This window comes from Halobaculum sp. XH14, from assembly GCF_032116555.1.
Taxonomy (GTDB): Archaea; Halobacteriota; Halobacteria; order Halobacteriales; family Haloferacaceae; genus Halorarum; species Halorarum halobium.
This window is the reverse complement of sequence record NZ_CP134949.1, coordinates 305,261-322,889: the sequence shown is the minus strand read 5'-3', so window position 1 is coordinate 322,889 and position 17,629 is coordinate 305,261. Positions and strand designations below refer to the sequence as shown.

18 protein-coding genes and 1 other RNA gene are annotated in these 17,629 nt (G+C 70.0%); 6 read left to right on the top strand and 13 right to left on the bottom strand.

The annotated features are described in order from the left end of the window. Window positions 1-88 precede the first annotated feature (88 nt). On the bottom strand, window positions 89-1,861 hold the full coding sequence (locus RJT50_RS01625) for an acyl-CoA dehydrogenase family protein (RefSeq protein WP_313693446.1): 1,773 nt from the start codon (window positions 1,859-1,861) through the stop codon (window positions 89-91). Between the two features lie 232 nt (window positions 1,862-2,093). Here RJT50_RS01625 and RJT50_RS01620 point away from each other — a divergent pair, with 232 nt between their 5' ends. Beyond that, window positions 2,094-2,795 carry a PGF-CTERM sorting domain-containing protein gene (locus RJT50_RS01620; protein WP_313693445.1) on the top strand — a complete coding sequence of 234 codons (702 nt, stop codon included), beginning with the start codon at window positions 2,094-2,096 and terminating at the stop codon, window positions 2,793-2,795. Window positions 2,796-2,912: 117 nt separating this feature from the next. On the opposite strand, the gene RJT50_RS01615 is transcribed toward RJT50_RS01620, so the two are convergent. The 6 genes from RJT50_RS01615 to rnpB form a co-directional block, all read right to left on the bottom strand. Continuing rightward, on the bottom strand, window positions 2,913-4,775 hold the full coding sequence (locus tag RJT50_RS01615; protein WP_313695892.1) for a cation:proton antiporter domain-containing protein: 1,863 nt from the start codon (window positions 4,773-4,775) through the stop codon (window positions 2,913-2,915). A 142-nt stretch (window positions 4,776-4,917) separates the two neighbouring features. Continuing rightward, window positions 4,918-6,846: an AMP-dependent synthetase/ligase gene (locus RJT50_RS01610; RefSeq protein ID WP_313693444.1), complete on the bottom strand. Its 1,929-nt coding sequence runs from the start codon at window positions 6,844-6,846 to the stop codon at window positions 4,918-4,920. A 136-nt stretch (window positions 6,847-6,982) separates the two neighbouring features. Further along, window positions 6,983-7,645 (bottom strand): DUF2306 domain-containing protein, encoded by a 663-nt coding sequence (locus tag RJT50_RS01605; protein ID WP_313693443.1) that lies wholly within the window; start codon window positions 7,643-7,645, stop codon window positions 6,983-6,985. A gap of 124 nt (window positions 7,646-7,769) precedes the next feature. Then, complete coding sequence (locus RJT50_RS01600; protein WP_313693442.1) at window positions 7,770-8,678, bottom strand: MBL fold metallo-hydrolase; 909 nt, start codon at window positions 8,676-8,678, stop codon at window positions 7,770-7,772. 275 nt (window positions 8,679-8,953) lie between these two features. Beyond that, window positions 8,954-9,247: a WNWW family protein gene (locus RJT50_RS01595; RefSeq protein WP_313693440.1), complete on the bottom strand. Its 294-nt coding sequence runs from the start codon at window positions 9,245-9,247 to the stop codon at window positions 8,954-8,956. Window positions 9,248-9,397: 150 nt separating this feature from the next. After that, an RNA gene (gene rnpB / locus RJT50_RS01590) (RNase P RNA component) lies at window positions 9,398-9,764 on the bottom strand. 382 nt (window positions 9,765-10,146) lie between these two features. Here rnpB and RJT50_RS01585 point away from each other — a divergent pair. Then, on the top strand, window positions 10,147-10,749 hold the full coding sequence (locus RJT50_RS01585; RefSeq protein WP_313693438.1) for a TIGR00296 family protein: 603 nt from the start codon (window positions 10,147-10,149) through the stop codon (window positions 10,747-10,749). A gap of 14 nt (window positions 10,750-10,763) precedes the next feature. On the opposite strand, the gene RJT50_RS01580 is transcribed toward RJT50_RS01585, so the two are convergent. Then, entirely contained in the window at window positions 10,764-11,045 is a 282-nt protein-coding gene (locus RJT50_RS01580) for a type II toxin-antitoxin system RelE family toxin (protein ID WP_313693437.1), read from the bottom strand. Continuing rightward, window positions 11,042-11,332, bottom strand: a complete 291-nt coding sequence (locus RJT50_RS01575; RefSeq protein WP_313693436.1) for a ribbon-helix-helix domain-containing protein — start codon at window positions 11,330-11,332, stop codon at window positions 11,042-11,044. The genes RJT50_RS01580 and RJT50_RS01575 overlap by 4 nt, the downstream gene beginning before the upstream one ends. Before the next feature lie 118 nt (window positions 11,333-11,450). On the opposite strand from RJT50_RS01575, the gene RJT50_RS01570 reads away from it, so the two are divergent. The 3 genes from RJT50_RS01570 (at window position 11,451) to RJT50_RS01560 (ending at window position 14,141) form a co-directional block, all read left to right on the top strand. Beyond that, window positions 11,451-11,885, top strand: coding sequence for a universal stress protein (locus RJT50_RS01570; protein WP_313693435.1), 435 nt, complete (start codon window positions 11,451-11,453; stop codon window positions 11,883-11,885). Window positions 11,886-11,970: 85 nt separating this feature from the next. Continuing rightward, on the top strand, window positions 11,971-13,212 hold the full coding sequence (locus RJT50_RS01565) for a DHH family phosphoesterase (RefSeq protein ID WP_313693433.1): 1,242 nt from the start codon (window positions 11,971-11,973) through the stop codon (window positions 13,210-13,212). Window positions 13,213-13,334: 122 nt separating this feature from the next. Next, window positions 13,335-14,141 carry a DUF1801 domain-containing protein gene (locus RJT50_RS01560; protein WP_313693432.1) on the top strand — a complete coding sequence of 269 codons (807 nt, stop codon included), beginning with the start codon at window positions 13,335-13,337 and terminating at the stop codon, window positions 14,139-14,141. A 198-nt stretch (window positions 14,142-14,339) separates the two neighbouring features. Here RJT50_RS01560 and RJT50_RS01555 read toward each other — a convergent pair whose 3' ends face one another. The 3 genes from RJT50_RS01555 to RJT50_RS01545 form a co-directional block, all read right to left on the bottom strand. Further along, window positions 14,340-14,564: a hypothetical protein gene (locus tag RJT50_RS01555; RefSeq protein WP_313693430.1), complete on the bottom strand. Its 225-nt coding sequence runs from the start codon at window positions 14,562-14,564 to the stop codon at window positions 14,340-14,342. Between the two features lie 141 nt (window positions 14,565-14,705). Further along, window positions 14,706-15,092, bottom strand: a complete 387-nt coding sequence (locus RJT50_RS01550; protein WP_313693427.1) for a DUF1428 domain-containing protein — start codon at window positions 15,090-15,092, stop codon at window positions 14,706-14,708. Between the two features lie 179 nt (window positions 15,093-15,271). Continuing rightward, the gene (locus tag RJT50_RS01545) at window positions 15,272-15,709 is read right to left on the bottom strand and encodes a DUF5807 family protein (protein ID WP_313693425.1); all 438 of its coding nucleotides are present in this window, start codon (window positions 15,707-15,709) and stop codon (window positions 15,272-15,274) included. Between the two features lie 162 nt (window positions 15,710-15,871). Here RJT50_RS01545 and RJT50_RS01540 point away from each other — a divergent pair, with 162 nt between their 5' ends. Beyond that, window positions 15,872-16,834 (top strand): NOG1 family protein, encoded by a 963-nt coding sequence (locus RJT50_RS01540; RefSeq protein WP_313693422.1) that lies wholly within the window; start codon window positions 15,872-15,874, stop codon window positions 16,832-16,834. Window positions 16,835-16,875: 41 nt separating this feature from the next. On the opposite strand, the gene RJT50_RS01535 is transcribed toward RJT50_RS01540, so the two are convergent. Beyond that, window positions 16,876-17,595 carry an SIMPL domain-containing protein gene (locus RJT50_RS01535; protein WP_313693420.1) on the bottom strand — a complete coding sequence of 240 codons (720 nt, stop codon included), beginning with the start codon at window positions 17,593-17,595 and terminating at the stop codon, window positions 16,876-16,878. Window positions 17,596-17,629: the final 34 nt, after the last annotated feature.

Here is a 17,629-nt window from a genome sequence, read left to right as displayed (position 1 = left end):
TACCGTGGCGCATCGTCGGCACATGGACGGGCGCCGACTTAAGTTCCGGCCGGGGGCGTCCGCCGGCAGACGTGCCCGCCAGGAGAGATCAGTCGTCGCCACCGTCGCCGTCCTCGCCACCGTCCGTCAGTGACTCGGGATCCAGCCCCGCGTGGCGAACGATCGCGTCGAACGCCTCCCGGGAGACGGCCTCGGAATCGGAGACGCCCCGGTCGGCGGGCGATTCGAACCGATCGCGGACGAACCACCGCGCGACGGCGGCCAGCCGCGCGTCCCCGCGCTCGTCGATCTCGGCCTGCGCGCCGGCGAGGAGGAGGCTCGCGGCGAGCACGTCGTAGCAGAGCCGCGAGAGCTCCTTGGCCCCGTGCTGTGCGTCCGCCTCGTCCGCATCGGCGAGCGAGAACAGGGCCGACTGGAGCGCCTCGTGGCGCGTCTCTGCCTCCTCGACTGCCGCCGCCAGCGCGGGGTGGGTCGCCTCGTCGAGTCGCTCGCGACAGAAGGTGAGAAACGTCGGCGCGGCGTCGGCCCGGTCGAACGCCCGGAGCAGATCGAGCGAGAGCACGTTCGAGGTGCCCTCCCAGATGGGGAGCACCTGCGCGTCCCGGAGCAGACGGTGGGTGACGAACTCCCGGACGTAGCCGTCCCCGCCCAGGATCTCCATCGCGTCCGAGGAACAGTCGACCGCGGCGCGGGCGGTGTGGTGTTTCGACAGTGGGGCGAGCACCCGCATCAGCTTGAACGCCTCCTCGTCGCCGCGGTCGCGCTCGTAGCGGTCGAGCCAGCGGGCGGCCTCCATCGTCACCGCGACGACCGCCTCGTACTCGACGCTCAACGCCGCCAGATCGCGCCGCATCAGCGGGAGTTCGTCGAGCCGCTTCCCGAACGCCTCGCGGTTGGCGGCGTGGACCTTCGCCTCCAGCAGCCCGCGGCCGATGATGCCCACCGCGCCGGTGGCGTTGGTTACCCGCTCCCAGTTCAGCATCGTCGTCATGTACCGGAACCCCTCCTCCGGCTCGCCGACGAGATACCCCGTCGCCCCCTGCAGTTCGACCTCGCCGGTCGGGACGCTGATCGTGCCGAGCTTGTCCTTCAGCCGGCGGTACGTCTGGTCGTTCAGGCGCCCGTCGGGCAGTTCGTGCGGGACGAGAAACAGCGACAGCCCGGCGGTGCCCTCGGGCGCGTCGGGCCGGCGGGCGAGCACGAGCGTCCCCTGCGCGTCGACGTTCGAGCAGAACCACTTCTCGCCGGTCAGTTCGTACTCCCGACCCTCGACGCGTTCGGCGACGGTCTCGGCCGCGCCGACGTCGCTGCCGCCCTGCTTCTCGGTGAGGAACATCGCGCCCTCGATGCGCTCGTCGCCCTCGCGGGCCGTGAGCCCGTCGAGATAGCCGTCGAGGTGGCCGTCGTCGTGGTTCCCGAGCACGAGCGCCGCGCCGGCGGTCATCGACACCGGGCAGGTGAGCCCGGCGTCCGCATGGGAGAGCAGTGCTTGCATCGTCAACGTGTGGACGAGCCCGACCGGCTCCTCCCGGTCGGCCGGGGCGCGGAACGCGTCGGCGACGGTGCCGTGTTCGTAGGCCAGCCGCTCGCTCTCCAGGAGTTCTCGGGGGTAGCGCACGTCGTTCGCCAGGTCGCCGTTCCGGTCGTACGTGTGCAGGTCGATTCCGCGCTCGTCGACCGCGTCGGCGTTGTCAGCGACGGTGTGGCCGACGACCGACCCGAACGCCGAGAGGCGGGACTCGGCCCAGTCGAACTCGTCGTCCGGGTAGGCGCGTTCGGCGGCCCGCCGGAGGGTCGGGTCGAGCGCCCAGTAGTTGCAGTGGCTGCCGTCCTCGAGCTGGGCGTAGTCGATGGGGTCCATGGCGGATGGTTCCGTGGAATCCGGTTAATGATTTGGCCCCGGCCCGGGCGGAAGGTGCTCCCCGAGGCGAACGCGGCTGGACGACGGCGTGGCGTGGCCCCCGAGACGACACCCGCCGTGCGACGCCGCGTGACCGTACCGACGCGTGACGGACACCCGCGTGAACCTCCCGGGGTGACACGGCAGGTGCTGGCAGGCCACATACCCGGCCGGGGAACGAACGGTGGCCTCCATGCGCTGGGACCACTCACGGAGCGGCGGGACCGCTCCAGCACACGACGCGGTCGGGACGGACGGACGGGACGATTCCGACGACCCGGACGGCGTGAACCGGATCGACGGCCGGGACCGACTCGGCCGCCGGTCGTTCCTCCGGGGCACCGCCGGCGCGGGAGCGGCGGCGGTCGGGGTCGGCACGGTCGGGACCGCCCGCGCCCAGGACGGCACCGGGACGGCCGACGGGGAGGCCGAACGGGCCACGACCAGCGCCGCGTTCGCCGAGGACGCGCCGCGGCTCGGAAATTCGGACTACACGGGGCTGTTCGTCCACGTCGCGGGCGTGAACCAGGACGCCTCGACGCGGGACGTGAGCACCTGTCCGTTCGTCGAGTCCGACGACGCGGTGGTCGCCTACGACGTCACCGTCGTCGACCGCGCGTCCGAGGAAACCCCGCAGGCCGACACGCTGCTGTTCGCGGCGGTGGACGACGACAGCGTCGCGTTCGGCAAACTGTTCATCGTCACCGGCCAGACGGACTGTGGTTCGGACCACGTCCAGGCGCAACTGGAGGAGGTCGGCGCGGCGACCTTCGACACCGCCGACGTCGACATCGGCGGGCCGGACGTCACGGAGACCGACTCGCCGGGGTTCGGCGTGGCCGGGGCGCTCGCGGGGGTGCTCGGGACGGGAGAACTCCTGCGGCGTCGGCGCTGACCGGCGACCGATACGAACTCGGCCGTCCCGGCTCCTGATCGGAGCCGATTCGTGAACTTGCCGCGGGCCGGGGAGGAGAAAACCGGGGCGGGCGGGGTCGGGCAGGGTCGAGCCGGATCAGTTCGGGTCGAACTGGCGCATCGTGTCGCGCACGTCCTCGCGGTTGCCGATGAGCGTGACGCGGTCGCCGGTCTGGATCGTGAAGTCGGCGCTCGGGACGACCGCCTCGCCGTCGCGGGCGACCAGCGCGATGATGCTCCCGCCGGGCAGGTCCGGGCCGATGTCGCGGATCGTCCGGCCCGCGTACTCCTCGGCGGTCACCTCGATTTCCTGGACGTCGCCCGAGCGGCCGATCTCGCCCATCCAGTTGGCCAGCGCCGGGCGCTCGATGTAGTTGTCCATCGCCTGGGCGGTCGCGATGGTCGAGGCGACCGTCCGGACGCCCAGTTCCTCGAACGCCTCGACGTTCTCGGGGTTGTTCGCCCGCGCGAGGATGGTCTCGGGCTCGAACTTCGAGGCCGCGAGCTGGGAGACGAGCAGGTTCACGTCGTCGTCCCCGGTCGCGGCGACGACGACCTTCGCGTTGTCGCCGCCGGCCGACTGGAGGACGCCCGTGTCCGTGCCGTCGCCCACGTGGACGGTGTGGCCCTCGTTGCGGGCCGTCTGCACCTGTGTCTCGTCGTTGTCGATGATGACGACGTTCTCTCCCCGGTCTTCGAGGCGGGTGGCGAGGGTGCGCCCCACGGTGCCGCCCCCGATGATGAGTACACGCATTGGTATCACGTCAAGCGTCTCCGCGATGCGGCGGGCGAACCCGCCCTCCAGGACGACCGTCGCCAGGATGACGAGGAACACCGTCCCGACGAGGACGTTCGCCGCCTCGGTCATCCCCCGAGCGGTGAGTTCGACCGCGAACAGCGTCGAGACCGACGCCGGAATGATTCCCCGCGGGCCGACGAACGACATGAACAGCTTCTCCTGGCGCGAGAAGCGGTCGCCGACCGACGAGAGGAACACGAGCGCCGGGCGGATGAGGAACACGACCGCGAGGACGACGGCGACGCCGCCCCACCCGAGCAGGACCAGGTCTTCGAACCGCAGCAGCGCCGCCAGCGCGATGAACACGAACGAGAGCACCAGCAGCGTCACGTCGCCCTTGAAGTCGGTGACGTCCTCCTCGTACGGGATGTCCATGTTCCCGAGCAGGATGCCGGCGGTGGCGACCGCCGCGATGCCGGCCTCGCGCACGATGAAGTCGGCCGCGCCGTACGACACCAGCGCGCCAGCGAGCACGAGCAGCCGGGCGTTCCGGGGGGCGTTCCCCGGCGAGAGGTCGACGTAGCGGAGGACGTAGAACACGACCGCCGCGACCAGGCCGCCGATGACGACCCCGGTGCCGAGGCGTTCGACGAACAGCGTCAACAGCGCGCCCGGGGCGGTGGTGCCGGCGAGGATCGCCTCGAAGATGACGACCGCGAGGATCGCCGCGGTCACGTCGTTGACGATCCCCTCGGTCTCCAGGGCCGCCTCCACCCGGTCCCTGACCGGGACGACCTCGAGGATGGGCGTGACGACCGTCGGGCCGGTCGCGACGAGCAGCGCGCCGATGAGCCCCGCGATGCCCCAGGAGGTCCCCAGCGCGTACCGGACCGTCAGGGTCGTCCCGACGAACGCGATGGCCGCGCCCAGGGTGACGAGCCGGAGCGTCTCGCGGGGTGCCTCCCGGAGCTTCTCCACCCGGAGGTGGAACGCCCCCTCGAAGACGATGACCGCGACCGAGAGCCCGACGATGGCCGGCAGCGCGTCGCCGAACGACTCCGAGGTGATGGCGCCGAGCCCCTCGGGACCGAGCGCGATGCCCGCCCCCAGCAGGAAGATGATGCTCGGCACCTGAAAGCGGTCGGAGAGGATCTGTGCGATCACGCCGACGCCGATGATGGCGGCGACCAGCGCGATGAGCGTCCCGTCGCCTGCCACTATCGCCCCTCCATTAGGCTCGGGTATCCGTCCGAATCTGATAAGTCCACCGTTACGGGGGTGTTTCGACAGCGGCGGCCGTGGTTGGATGGCGAATCCAGAAGAACGGACAACTATGTTACGATTCCGTGAACGATGCCGGACGTCAGGGCCCCTCGTACAGGACGTCGACGGCCTCCGCGTAGCGGTCCAGGATGTTCCGGCGCTTCTTCTTCATCGTCGGGGTGAGCAGGTCGTTCTCCTCGGTGAACTCCTCGGGGACGAGTCGGAACTGCTTGATCTGTTCGTGGGGTTCGAACGACTCGTTCACCCGGTCGACCTCCGACTGGACGAGCACGCGGACCTCGTCGTTCCGGCAGACGGCGTCGGCGTCCGCGGGGAGGTCGACGCCGTTCGCCTCCGCCCACTCCCTGATCGCCGGCATCGCGGGGACGATGAGCGCCGAGACGAACTTCCGGGCGTCCCCGAGCACCATCGCCTGCTCGACGTACTCGGAGGCCGCGAAGGCGTCCTCGATCGCCCCTGGCGGGACGTACTTCCCGGTCGAGAGCTTCATCAGTTGCTTCGCCCGCTCCCGGAACGCGATATAGCCGTCCGGCCGGATCTCGACCACGTCGCCGGTCCGGAACCAGTCATCGTCGTCGAACGCCGCGTCCGTCTCCTCGGGAAGGTTGTGGTAGCCGCGGAACACGTTCGGCCCCTTCACGAGCAGTTCGCCGACCTCCCCCGCCGCGTCGTCCGTGTTGCCGGCGATGGTCGGGTCGACCTTCACGTCCACGTCGACGACCGGCGGGCCGATGGTGCCGACTTTCGGCTCCTCGGGCGGGTTCGCGGCCACGACCGGGGCGGTCTCGGTGAGGCCGTACCCCTCGAGGATGGGGACGTCCATCCCGTGGTACAGTTCACACAGGTCCGCCGACAGCGACCCGCCGCCGGAGATGAAGAAGTCGACGTTGCCGCCCAGCGCCTCCTTCACGCTGGAGAAGACGAGCCGGTCGGCGATCCGGTAGCGCGTCCGCAGGCCGAACCCGGGGTCGTCGGCGCGGTGGTGCTCGCGGCCGACGTCGGTCGCCCACTCGAATATCCGCTCTTTCACGCTCGACTCCGACGCCTGCTCGCGGATCGCCGCGTACAGCTTCTCGTAGACGCGCGGTACGCTCGTCGCCGTCGTGGGACGGACGAGCCCGAAGTCCTCGCGGAGCGTGTCGGGCGACTCGGCGTAGGCGACGGTCGCGCCCGCCGAGAACATCATGAAGTGGCCCGCGAGCCGCTCGAACACGTGTGCGAGCGGGAGGAACGACAGCCCGACGGTCGTCTCGTCGATGGCGGGGACGCCCGCCTCGGCCTTGTCCGGGCGCGGGCCGAACCGGCGCATGCACTGGTCGACGTTGGCGAGGAAGTTCCGGTGGGTGAGCTCCACGCCCTTCGGGGTGCCCGTGGTGCCGGAGGTGTAGATGAGGCTGGCGAGGTCGTCCAGGTCGCGGTCGACGACCCAGCCGTCGCCCGGATCCAGCGCCGCGCCGCGGTCGTGGACCTCGCCGAGCGTGTGGACGTCCTCGCGTTCGTGCGGCTCGCCGTCGAGCAGCACCACGAACTCCAGCGAGAGGTCATCCTCCACCGCGAGCACCCGGTCCAGCAGTTCGCGGTCCTCGACGACGACGCCCGAGGCGCCGGGGTCCGAGAGCAGGTGGCGAACCTGGCTCCGCGACGAGGAGGTGTAGACGGTCGTGACGACGCCGCCGGCGCCCAGCAGCGCGAAGTCCGACTGGGCCCACTCCATCCGCGTGTGGGCGAAGATGCCGACGCGGTCGCCGGGCGCGACGCCCAGGTCGCGAAACCCCGCCGAGAGCCGCCGGACGAGGTCGTGCACCTCGCCGTACGTTAGGTCCGCGTAGTCGCCCTCGGGCGCGGCGTCGACGACGCCCTCGCGGACGAGCGAGCGGTCGTACACGCCCCCCTTGTAGCGCTGGGCGACCCGGTCGGCGTTGCGCCGGGCGCTCGCGTCGAACGTCGCCGCCAGCGAGTCGCGCGTCACGTCGGGCTCGTACTCGCGTTCGGCCTGCCTCCAGTCCATGCGAACGTGTGGCGATGGCGGGGTCTTAACGGTGCCCCCACTCGGCGCCCGTTGTCACGGGTTTCCGGGCGCGTTCGCCGGTTCTCACCCGGCATCCCGCGCTCCGGAGCCCGAAGCTCGTATCGGTGGCCCGGACTCAGGCCTCGTATCGCCGCGCCAGCAAGTAGATCGCGGGCGAGCCCACGAGCGTCGGCCAGAGCCAGCGGGCGATCGGCGGGAGAAACAGGAAGTTCACCGTCGAGAAGGCGGTCACGGTGGCGATGTAGCCCGCGCTCATCCGGGAGAGGTGCTGGAAGAACCAGGCCCGGGGCTCGGGGTCGCCCACGCGGTAGGCGCGGGCGTCGCTGAGCCCGAACCCCGTCCCGATGGCGCCGAAGACGAGCATCACCGTCCCGAACGAGGAGCCGTCGAGGAGACGCGCTCCGCCCATCAGCACGAGGCCCGCGCCGGCCGCGGTCAGCAGTCCGACGGCGGCCCAGTCGACCGATTCCGGGCCGTCGGTCGGCCGCTTTCGGGAGAGGACGCGGTAGCCCGAGAACACGAAGTAGAAGCTGAACACCGCGACGAGCGCGAGGAACTGGCGGGTCGGCGTCGGGTCGAGGGCGAACAGCGCCAGCGCCGACGTGACGACGAACGCCATCGCGTACACGTACGTCCGGCCCAGGCGGCGGTGCCGCGTCCCGCCCTTGCTCGTCAGGAACGCGCCGGCACCCGCGAACAGCGCGAGAACGCCCGCCAGAACGTGGAGTCCGAGCGTCACCTCGCCGACCGCCGACGGGAGCGCCTGCACGTCACTCACCCCCTGATCGGCCGCGATTCCCCGACGAGCCCCCGACGTGTCGCATCGTCGTGAGATTCGACGAGCGCCGGATAAAGCTACCGTACGTCCGTCTCAGTACCGCAGGGGACGTCCCTGGAGGGTCTCAGTTCTCCTCGACGTAGTCCAGGTACGCGAGGACGCCGCGGGCGTTCAGGCGCTCCTCGGCGCGGGCCTTCCGCTCGCCCCAGCAGTCGACGAACCGCTCCTGGGCGTGGGCCGCGAAGTGCTCGACGACCGCCTCGTCGTCGCCGAGTTCCTCGCGTTTCCGCTTCACGGCCTCGACCCACTCCAGCAGCGTCCGCTTGTACTCCGCGAGAAAGTCGTCGTCGAACTCGCGGGGACCGAAGTGGCCGAAACAGAGGATACGCGGGTCGAGCGCGCGGATGGCGTCGACGTCCTCGTGACACGCGTCCATGTTGAACGCCGACGGCGGCGACGTCTGGCGCACCTCGTCGAGTTGCGGGACGTAGACGCCCGCCGCGTCGGCCGTGAACACCACGTCGTCGCCGCGGTCGTGGAAGAACACCTGGTGGGGGGCGTGGCCCGGCGCGTGGTGGACGTCGAGGGCCCGGTCGCCCAGGTCGAGCGTCTCGCCGCCCGAGAGCGGCTCGATGCGGTCCTCGGGGATCGGCTCCGGCTCGACGTAGTACCGCCACTGCTCGCCGACGGCGGCCCTCGTTCCCTCGACGAGCCGCCCGGGGTCGACGAGGTGCGGGACGCCGATCTCGTGGGTCATCACCGTCGCGTCCGGGAACGCCTCCGCGAGGAACCCGGCCCCCCCGGCGTGGTCGAGGTGGACGTGGGTCGGGAGGATCAGGTCGGGGACGACGTTCAGTTCCTCGAGCGCGTCGAAGAGGTACTCGCGGTTCGTGCCGATGCCGGTGTCGACGACGGCGGGCCGCTCGGCGTCGATGACGTAGACGGCCCCGTAGTTCGCGGTGTCGTACATCCCCGTGTCGAGGTAGTAGAGGTCGGTGGTGCCGGGGACCGCCTCCACGTCGCCGGGCTCCATGCATCCAGAGGCGCGAGCGCGAGTCAAAAGGGTTGCCCACGGCGTGTTCGCCGGCGGTCCACGTCGTCGCACGGCGTGACTGCCACAGTCATCAGGGCGCGACTACCGACCTCACCTCGGCGCGACTACCGACCTCACCTCGGCGCGACTACCGACCTCACCTCGGCGCGACTACCGACCTCACCTCGGCGCGACCGTCGGCGTGTCGACTCCGGGGGTCCGGCCGATGAAGAGGAGGCGAAATCCGGAGGGCTGAAACACGGGGGACGGCCGCGCTACGCGTTCACGTCCGGCCCGTCGTCGACGAATCGGACGGTGAACCGGTCGTAGCCGCCGTAGGCGGTCTCGAGCGAGCCCAGCCACCAGTTCCACCGCTCGACGAGGTCCTTGTCGTCGGGGGCGTCCGCCATGTTGTTCACGACGTCGGCGGCCGTGAGCGGCTCGCCGCGGTCGGCCTCCAGCTTGCCGGCGTCCGCGAGGTCCCGCGCCTGGCGGGCGACGACCCGCCGGTGAGGCTCCTCGCCGCCGAACTCGCGTTCGAGCGCCGTCGTCAGTTCTCGACTGTCCACGTGCCTGCTTGGCACTCCACGCCTTTTAGTCCGCCGGGTATGTGTCAGACTCTCGCACGACCACCGTCGGACGGACTGACGGTGCCGCGAGGATTCTCCCCACGACCCACGGGCGGAGCCGTCGCTCGCCGTCGTGAGCGGCTGAGGGGAGTAAGCCCCCTTCTGTTCGTCCCGACATTCGGCTACGCGTCCGCGCCATGCCGCGAAGCGGCGGCCCGAACTACCATCGGGGGCACGAGGCCCCGTCGGCGCGGACTTGCACCGGCGAGGATTCGCCGTTCCATCCGTTCCCGGCCGTCGACGAGACGCGAGGTCTCGTGGAGCCGGGCGAGCAGGACGCCCGCCGCGACTCCGCCCTCGGTCGGTTAGCTCCCTCCCCTCGCGGGTCGGTTCGCGGACCTCATCGGTCGAGCCGGGTGGTCTCGTTTCTGTTCCAGCGCCAGCCGTCTCCGGCTCCGGGCTTGCGCCCGGTCGCCCGTTCGGGCGGTGGGGGGACTTTCCTCATGCCTCGTCGGGCGGTCGCGGCGCGGACGCCGGCTCACCGCCCGAGGACGCACGGGGATCGGGCTCCCTCTGCCGTCAGCACCTAGGCCGCATCGTGGTTTAAGCGGTTCGCCGTGGGTTCGTCGGGAGGCGTCCGGGGGGCCGTCACCGCGGCCGTCGGGTGGTCGATAGAAAGCGGGTCGAGGCCGGGGGTATCGGTTCGACGGGAATCGGATCCGGTTCGAACGTGGTCGAGAGGGGACCGAGCGAGAGTCGAGCGCGAATCGGGCGCGAACCGGTGTGAGTAGTTCGACACTACTGGCGGCTAGGCCCTCCCTGTGGGACGGTTGTACGGTCCATAACGGTCCTGCACATGAAGGGAAGGGTTGAAGTCGGCGTGTCCCGTTAACTGGTCCATGTCCGAGGCGCAGACCGTTCAGCTCACCTACGAGGACGGTGATCGTGCGGTCGAACTCGCTCGGGAAGCCGTCGAATCGTACGTTCTCCACGGACAGCGCGAACATCCGGGGAGCATGCGCGACGCCTTCTACGCCCGAACGGGGGCGTTCGTTCGCCTCCAGTCCACACGCGGTCGTGGCCGAATGCGGGGCTGTGCCGGCTCGTATCGAGGGAAAGAACAGCTCGGTCACGCCATCGTCGACGCCGCGATCAAGGCCGCCTCGTCCGACTCGGGCGGCTCCGAAGTCGAACCGAAGGAACTGGACTCGATTCTCGTCTCCGCCTGTATCGTCTCGAACGTCACGCTCACCAACGATCCCGTCTCCGACCTCGAACTGGGCCGCCACGGGGTCGCCATCGACCAGGGCGACAAGCACGGCTGGCTCTACCCGACGATCCCGGTCGAGAACGGCTGGAGCAAGGAGCAGTTCCTCTCGCGGGTCTGCCGGAAGGCCAAGGTCTCGCCGACCGCCTGGCAGGACGAGGAGACGATGGTGACGCTCATCGACGGGCAGGTGTTCCGCGAGCGGGACGACGGCGGGAGCGTCGAGCAGTTGTAGCTTCGAGGGCCGTCTCAGTCGTCGCTCCGGTAGGCGTCGCCACCGCGTTTCTTGATAGTGAGCACCCAGAGCACCGTCTCGTCTTGATTCGCCCTGCAACCGAGACGGAACGGTCCAACTCGAAGCTTCTGATGTGGGGCTCCCGAGAGCGGTTCGAGGTAGTCGGCGGGCTCGCGCCACGGGTCGTCGACGACGTCGTCCAGTTTGGACGTGATCCGTTCGCGAGCGTAGTCGTCGAGTCCGTCGAACTGTCTCATGGCCCGTTCGGTGAGCCGCCAGTCCCACCCCTCGCTCATTCGTCGTGCTCGTCGACCGCGTCAGCGTGGAGCCCGTACTTGTCCTTCACCTCGTCGCTGGAGTACGTCCGGCCCTCCCGGATCTCGGCCTCGCCCGCGAGCATCGCCTTCAGATCCGCGCGGTTGAACTCGGGGTGCTTGACGGCGTCGCGGAGCGCGTCACGGATGAACTCGCTTCGGCTGTTGTAGCCGAACTCCTTCCACGTCCCGTCGACGTCGGCGAGGAACGTCTCCGTCATTCGGATGTTCACGGTCGTCTTGTCCGGCGGCGTATCGGCCTCTGACATGTGGTCGTGTTGAATTTGTGTACGAATAACAGTTACGCCCTCTCGACTGACATCCGCTCCGCACTCGCAACGCGAAACTTGCAGGGATTTAAGACGCGAACGGACGAGGGAGTTCGTAATGTTCGACACCATCGTCATCGCCACCGACGGCTCCGAGAGCGTCGGGCGAGCGGTGGACGTCGCGCTCGACCTCGCCGACAGGTTCGACGCGGCGGTCCACGCGCTGTACGTCGTCGACGCCGGCGAGGTCGACTCCTCGCCCGACGCCGTCCGCGAGGACATGCGCCACGCGCTCCAGGAGCGCGGCGGCGAGGCCATCGTCGACGTCCAGGCGCGGACCGAGCGCGACGTGACCGCCGTCGTCCGGGAGGGTCGCCCCGCCAACGAGATCGGCGAGTACGCCCGCGAGATCGGCGCGGACGTCGTCGCCACGGGCACCCGCGGCCGACACGGCGAGAACCGCTTTCTCATCGGCAGCGTCGCCGAACGGGTCGTTCGCACCTGCCCGACGCCGGTGTTGACCGTCCGGCAGCTCCAGGGCGCAGCCGAGTAAGCGGGCAGCCGATCGGGACCCAGTCGACCGCCGCCCCGTCGCGGCCGAACGCCGACGTTTTCACGTCCGGCGTGGACGGTCGGGTATGGACGACGAACTCATCGACACCGGCTCCCTCTCGCTGGAGCGCAGATCCAAGCTCCCCGGCGAGGGGTTCTTCTACCCCGACTCGCTGGACGACGACCTCGCCGAGGAGCGCGCGAGGGAGGCGCTGGAGGGCGCGGGCGTCGTGGTCATCACCGACTCGGACGCCGACGGCCTCGGCTGTGTCGCGCTCGTCCGCGAGGCGTACGACGCCGCGCTCGACGTCGCCCCGTTCGAGGAGCGACTGCGCGAGCGCCTGGCCGACGAGGACGACGCGGACGAGACGGACGGCGACGATGACACGGACGCCGCCGCCGAGCAGGACGAGGACGACCTCCCCGAGTCGGCAGTCGCGCTGCTCCCCTCCGGCCCGCACTCGTTCGAGGAGGACCTGGGCTACGCCGCCGAGTACCTCGAACCCGACGCCGACGTGTTCGTCTGTGACATCTGTCCGGACGCGTTCGAGTACGTCGAGGACGACCTGCGGACGGTCGTCGAGCGCGCGGGCGGGGTCCGCTGGTTCGACCACCACCAGTGGGGCGACGAGCTCATGGCGTCGGTCCGCGAACTGGGCATCGACCTCGTGGTCGGCGACAGCGAGGAGGAGTGCTCGACGGACGTCACCCTGCGCTCGCTCGAGTACGAGTTCCCCGAGCGCTTCACGGAACTCGCCGCGGTCACCCGCGACCACGACCTCTGGCTCAAGCAGGACGAGCGCAGCGACGACATCGCCGACTACGCCTACTGGACGGACGCCGAGGAGTACGCCGCCGTCGTCGGCGCGTACGGCGTCGACCTCCCGCCCGCGGTCGAGGAGTACATCGCCGAGCGCCGGGTCGAGAAGGAGCTGCTCATCGAGAAGGCCGTCGAGCGCGCCGAGGAGCACGAGGTGGGCGACTGGTCGGTCGGCGTCACCTACGGCCGTTGCTCGCAGAACGAGGTCGCCGAGACCCTCCGCCAGGGAGGGATGGACGCCGCGGTCATCGTCAAGCCCGCCGGCAGCGCCTCCATCCGCGGCTCGGACGGGTTTCGGCTGGCACACGAGGTCGCCGGGCAGGTCAACGGCGGCGGCCACCCGCAGGCCGCCGGCTGCATGCCCGACGTGTACGACGACATGCTCGATTACGCCCACCACTGGACGACCGAGGGCGCGGCGACCAAGCGCGTCATCCTCGCGGCGTTCGAGCGCGTCGCCGAGGAGCGGGCGGAGTTCGAGGCGATGGCCGAGGACGACGGGGAGTAAGCGCGACCGGCGTCGACGGTGCTCGTCGGGTCGCGTCGAACGCGAGACACGTCCCAATCCCGAGTCCTCCGTCCGGTTGCCGCGGTATATTGATTAGCCGACGCCGCGTTTCGTCAGTGATCATGAGCGCGTCCGGCCCACTTACCGCCCGGCGAGTCTCCGAACTCGTGCTGGCGAACCGAGCGATCAGAGCACCCGACTACAGGAAGGACCACGACGAGGGGGTTCAGTTCACGGACCCGGAACGGGGGCTCCAGTGGGGGGCCGACGCCGTTCCGGCCCTGCTGGGCCTCTTCCGGGTCGAGCAGGACGGCCGGGAGGACCACCCCGACGGCTGGGTGGGCTTTGCTCGCCACTGGCGCGGCGGAACGGTGCGGCTGGACTTCGACCTGTTCTCTGGTCCCGAGGAGTCCGAGGAGGTGCTGGTCGTGACCGCGATCTCGGGCCGGAAGGGTGAGAACCGCGTCCCGGACGCTGAGTTCGGGGAGATCGAACTGCCGGACCAGGTTCCCTCGGAGCAGGAGTGGGACGAACGGAGCAAACGGTACCAGGCGGCGCGGAGGAACGACGAAACCGACGGGTCCGCAGCGGTGAAGGCGTACATCGCGGCGCTGCCGGGGTGGAAGCGCGAGGTCGCGACACGATTCGACGAGATCATCCAGCAGGAACTGCCCGACGTGCGCCGCGCCGTGAAGTGGCACCAGCCGTTCTACGGCGTCGAGGACGAGGGATGGTTCGCGTCGTTCAGCGCGTTCTCGAACCACGTGAAACTGTCGTTCGTCTGTGAAGCGTACCTCGATCCGGAGCCACCCAGCGGATCGGATCCGACGAGACAGGCCCTCGACCAGGGGGAGACGGACGCGCTGGACGAAGAGCAGGTCGCCTCCTGGATCCGGCAAGCGGCCGACGATCCGGGGATGGGCTGGTGAGGAACGCACCCCCGCGTGAGCGGCCGGCCGGCAGTTGCGAATCCTCCTCGCTGGCGTGCACGATCACGGCCGACCCCGCGTTCAGTACGTTCGTCCTGACCGACGGGGGGAGAGTACGGCCCAGAGTCCCGTCGTTCGGCCGTCTCGAGCGAGTGCCCCGTGAATCGACCCGAATGAGCGCGCAGACCGACCGCCGCCTCACTCGATCGAGACGACCGAGAGCTTCGCCAGAACCGCGAGACAGAACCCGAGGACTGCGAGCAGGAAGGCGACGCCGAACAGCGGCCCGGCGAGGAGGAGCGCGAACTCGTAGCCGACGACGAGCTGGCCGAACCCCCTGACGGTGAACGCCAGGACGGTGACGACGACCGCGCCCGCCATGAGGCCGACGACCGTCCGCCGACGCAGTTCCGGGGCCGCCATGGTGCTCCGAGAGAGTCCGAGTCGGGACAAAACGGTTCCGCCTCCCGTACCGCGCTCGGCTCTCGAACTCCCGTCGTTGCGATTCCTCGGAGGGAACTGCGGGTGGGTCGCCCCGCGTGGGTCCCGGACCGACAGTCGCGACTAGCTCGTGTGCTCGTAGCTGACGATGGAGCGGAACCCGCCGTAGGTCATGCGCTCCGGGTCGAAGGGCATCTCCACGTCCGGTCGGTTCGGGTCCATCGCGGGGTCGTCCATCACCTTCGCGTTCACCTCGTCGCGGCGTTCCCGGGACTCGAACACGACGAACGAGAACACGACCGTCTCGTCGTCGCCGGTTCCGGCGAGTTGAGGGAAGGTCCGCATCGACGTCCCGTCCCCGTCGGGTTCCATGTCGTCGCCGACCCCCTCGAAGTACTCGAGCGCACCGTGTTCGATCCAGAGCTCCCCGGCCTCGGCGGCCATCTCCCGGTAGGCGTCGAGCTCCGCGGTCGGGACCACGAGAACGTATCCGTCGGCGTATCTGTCCATCGCCCTCGGGGACGGCGGGACGGGGATTGAGCGTTGTTCCCACCTGCCGAGATCTGTGGCACCGATGGCGACGACTCCCTGCCGGCTGTCTGACTCGCCGAACGGAGTCCGGACGGGACCGGACGGGACCGGACGGGACCGGACGGGACCAGACCGGGCCAGACCGGGCCCCGAAGCGTTCACGCCGTCCGCTCGCCGAGGAGCCACTTCTGCGAGTAGTTCGTCCCGCAGGTACAGTGGGCGTACGCGTGCATCACGTCGCCGTCCGCGTACATGCCCCCGACCCCCTCGTTTCGCGCCTCCGCGAACGCGAACAGGAACTCGACCGCGTGGTCGGCCCCTGCGTCCTCGGCCGCCGGGCAGTCGCCGCCGCCCAGGTCCGCGTCGACGGTTCCCTCGTGCTCCATCGCCTGCCGGGAGAACTCCATCGGGTCCATGCCCGTCCCGGCCGCGAACGCGGAGCGCCCCTTCTCGCCGGACACGACGAGGACGACGCCGTCGCCGACGGGGTCGCCCATGCCCGCGAGTTTCCCCCCGTCGTCGAGGAGGTCGTCGTCGAGGTAGATCGCCACGTCCTCCAGGCGCTCGCCCGCGAGGAACTGCTCGAGCCTGCTCATACCCGCGCTGGGTGGCGCGCCCGGAAAAGTCGTGTCACTCGTGGCGCCACCGGCGGAACGCTGGCGCCACTGGCGGCGCCGTCGACGTGCGGGGCCGACGCGACCGAACGGACGCGCTTTTACGGCCTCACGGCCAACAGACGCGTAATTGAGCAGAATCGCATGATATTCGAAAACCTCCCCACCACGCCCCGCGCCGAGGAACTGGTCGACAAGGCCTTCTCGCGTGCGGCCCGCGCCGGCCGAGCGAAGGGCGGCATCGAGGCCCAGGAGTCGATGCTCCGGACCGCCGGCAACATCCTCTCGGACAACCTCGAGAACGTCTCCAACGACTGGCCCGACTTCGAGTACGAGGTCGACCCGTTCTACTACGAACTCGCCGACGCCGTCGTCGACGTGGACGAACTCCGGCAGTCGCTCTCGGAGGTCAACTGGGCGTCGAACCAGATCGCCGAGCTGCGCTCGGAGTACGCGAGCAAGATCCGACGCTCCAGCGCCGAGACCGCCCGTAAGCACCGAAAACAGGCGTTCGCCCGGATGGCCGACGTCGTCGACGAGATCGCCGAGGACCTGCTGTCGGTCGGCGAGGCGCGCGACGCACTGAAGGGCCTGCCCGAGATCCGGCCCGACGAACCGGCGATCGTCGTCGCCGGCTACCCCAACGTCGGCAAGTCCTCGTTCGTCAACGAGGTCACCCGCGCGAGCAACGAGATCGCCTCCTACCCGTTCACGACGAAGGCGGTCCAGATCGGTCACTTCGAGCGCGACCGCGTCCGCTACCAGATCATCGACACGCCAGGCCTGCTCGACCGGCCGGCCGACGAGCGAAACGACATCGAGCGGCAGGCCGTCTCGGCGCTGACACACCTGGCGGACGCGGTGCTGTTCGTCGTCGACGCCTCGGGCGACTGCGGCTATCCGCTCGAGGACCAGTTGACGTTGCTCGAGGAGGTCGAGTCCACCTTCGACTCGCCCGTGCTCGTCGTCTGTAACAAGAGCGACCGCTCGCGCGAGGTCGACGCCGACGCGTACATGAGCGTCACCGAGGACGAGAACGTCGAGGGCGTGCTCGACCTGGCGGTCGAGGCGGTCGGCTTCGAACCCGACCTGCCCTCGCGGAACTGAGGGGTCGAAAAAGCGCCGGACGGGGCGGTTCCGCTCCCGGTTTACTCCAGTTCGTACGTCACCGTCACCGACGCGGTGACCGTCACGGGGCCGGGCTCGAACGAGGTGCCCGCGTCGGCCGAGGCCGCCGAGGCGGTGTACCGGACCTCGTACGGGGAGTAGCCCTGCGAGCCGACCTGCATCGACAGCTCCGAGCCGACCGAGCGGTCCGCGGCCGACGCGACCGCCTCGGCGTCGCCCCGGGCGTCGCCGACGGCGTCGGCGAGCGCCTGCTCGCGGAGTTCGGCGCGGTGCTCGTCGCTCAGTTCGAACCGGACGCTGTTGACCGCGCTCGCGCCGTTGTCGACGGCGACGTCGACGGCCTCGCCGGCGGCGTCGGGCTCGGCGTCGAACTCGAACACCTGGATGGCGCGGTAGCCGACGAGTTCGCGCGTCTCGCCGCCGTGATCGTACTCGGGCGAGAGGCGGTAGTCGGTCGTGTTCGGCTCGTAGCCGGCGTCCTGGAGCGCCGTACGGAGCGACTCGGAATCGGCCGCGACCTGGTTTCGGGCCTCGGCGGCGGTGTCGGCGGTCGCCGCGACGGCGACCGAGACGACGGCGACGTCGGGCGCGGCCGAGGTCGTGGCGCTGCCGGTGGCGGTCACGCTGTTCGTCCCGGCCGACCCGTCGGCCGCGGGGTTCGGCGTCGCGTTCGAGGCGGCTCCGGTGCAGCCGGCCAGCAGGACGACCAGCACCGTGAGGAGGGTGGCAACTCGCTTCACGACAGCAGTGTCGACCCGGGAGGGCTTCAACGTG